Genomic DNA, 1,705 nt, shown 5'->3' on the forward strand with positions numbered 1-1,705 from the left:
GTGTGGTCGGCCATGACAGGCGGCTGACCGGCTATGCCTGGGGCATCGCGCGCAAGCGGGCGCTGCTGGCGCGGGAGGGCGCGCTCGACGCCAGCGACGCGCCCGGATCGGGGCGCGCGGACCCCGCCTAACGCGCGTCGAGGGCGGCGCGCATCCAGGCCCCGGCCTCGGCGATCGCCGCGCGGGCGGGCGTCAGGAGCGTGTGGAACAGGTGCCAGACATGGATCATGTCCGGCCAGACCGAGAGCGTCACCCGCACGTCCGCCGCCCCGGCACGCGCCGCGAGCCGCGTCGCGTCGTCGAGCAGCGTCTCCGCCGTGCCGACTTGGAGCAGCAGCGGCGGCAGGCCGCGCAGATCGGCGAACAGCGGCGAGGCGCGGGGATCGCCCGGGTCCGCGCCCTGCAGGTACTGGCGCGCGAGGTCGTCGAGATATTCGCGCGAGATCATGGGATCGACCGCCGCCTTGGCCGCGATGCTGGCCCCCGTGTTGCCGAGATCGACCCAGGGCGAGATGCAGAAACCGCCCGCCGGCATCGGGCCGCCCGCGTCGCGCAGCGCGATCAGCGTCGCCATCACCAGGCCGCCGCCCGCGCTGTCACCCGCAAGCACGATGCCCCCGGGCGGGACGCCGCTGTCGAGCAGGAACCGGTAGGCCGCCCCCGTATCCTCGAACGCCGCCGGGAACGCCGATTCGGGCGCGCGGCGGTAGTCGATGGCGAGGGTGCGCGCCCCGGCGAGGCGGCCGAGATGGCTGACCATGCTGCGGTGGCTGGCGATCGAGCCGGAGACGTAGCCGCCGCCATGCACATAGAGGATGACGCGGCCCGGATCGGCCTCCGGGGTGGCGGTCCATTCAGCCGGCACGCCGCCGGCATCGACGGGGGTGGCGGTCGCGCCGGGGGCGAGGGGGAAGGCGCCGAACACCTCGTCGAGCCGGCGGCGCCGGCCGGCGAGGTCGGGCGGCCGCGGGCTGGCGGCCAGCCGCGCGCGTATCTCCGCGATTTCGCTGCCGGCCGGTCGGTCGCCTATGCCCAGCCCCTGCGGTGCCCCTGACGGTCACGCTAGAGGCTGCGGCTTCCCGGGGTCAATTCGTATCTGTGACGATCGCCGCGGGTGGGAGGCGATCAGGTCTCTTCGGGCTCGCTGTCGGTCTCGACCTCGATCTCGCCGCCGATCGTGTCGTCGCCGTCCTCGAGATCGGACGCGTCTTCCAGCACGTCGTCCTCGACTTCCTCGTCGGCGACCTCGACATCGACGTCGACATCCTCGCCGGGCTCCGCCGCGACGACCTTCTTGGGGCGCTTGTCCTCCGGCGCGTTGCCGGTCGGGCGGCGCGGGCGCGGCTGATCGGCCGGCTGCACGGTCGCGCATTTCGGACAGATCGCCGGCACCTTGCGTAGATCATAGAAGCGGGTGCTGCACGAGACGCAGACACGCTTGGTACCGAGTTCGGGCTTGACCATCGGGCGCTTTCGCACGCCGGCCACGGGGGCCGGTCTCGGGGTGGATTGGCTGCGAGCCGGGGCGTCTGCCATCCTTGCGCGGGGCTGTCAAACGCGCCGTGCCGCCGCGCCTGTCAAAGCCCGGGGCCGCGTGCTATCCGCCGCCGCCGTCATGACCGCATCCGCTCCCCATCCCTCGTCCGCGCCCCACGGCCCCGCCGGACCCCGCTCTGCACGCCAGCAAGGAGAGAACAGCCATGTT

The 1,705-nt window shown here is 73.5% G+C and carries 2 protein-coding genes; both read right to left on the reverse strand.

Going from position 1 to position 1,705, the window contains the following annotated elements; all coding sequences use genetic code 11:
* Positions 1-127: 127 nt before the first annotated feature.
* A complete protein-coding gene (locus B8460_RS13585) occupies positions 128-925 on the reverse strand; it encodes an alpha/beta hydrolase (RefSeq protein WP_241771192.1) in 798 nt (265 codons plus the stop codon).
* Between the two features lie 200 nt (positions 926-1,125).
* Positions 1,126-1,464: a TIGR02300 family protein gene (locus B8460_RS13590; protein WP_048862147.1), complete on the reverse strand. Its 339-nt coding sequence runs from the start codon at positions 1,462-1,464 to the stop codon at positions 1,126-1,128.
* Between the last annotated feature and the right edge of the window lie 241 nt (positions 1,465-1,705).

Origin of the sequence: Acidisphaera rubrifaciens HS-AP3 (assembly GCF_000964365.1) — a bacterium.
In the GTDB taxonomy this organism is placed as follows: Bacteria; Pseudomonadota; Alphaproteobacteria; order Acetobacterales; family Acetobacteraceae; genus Acidisphaera; species Acidisphaera rubrifaciens.

Excerpts from the sequence above, each read along its gene's own strand:
- B8460_RS13590 (WP_048862147.1), bottom strand. The coding sequence starts at position 1,464 with ATGGTCAAGCCCGAACTCGGTACCAAGCGTGTCTGCGTCTCGTGCAGC.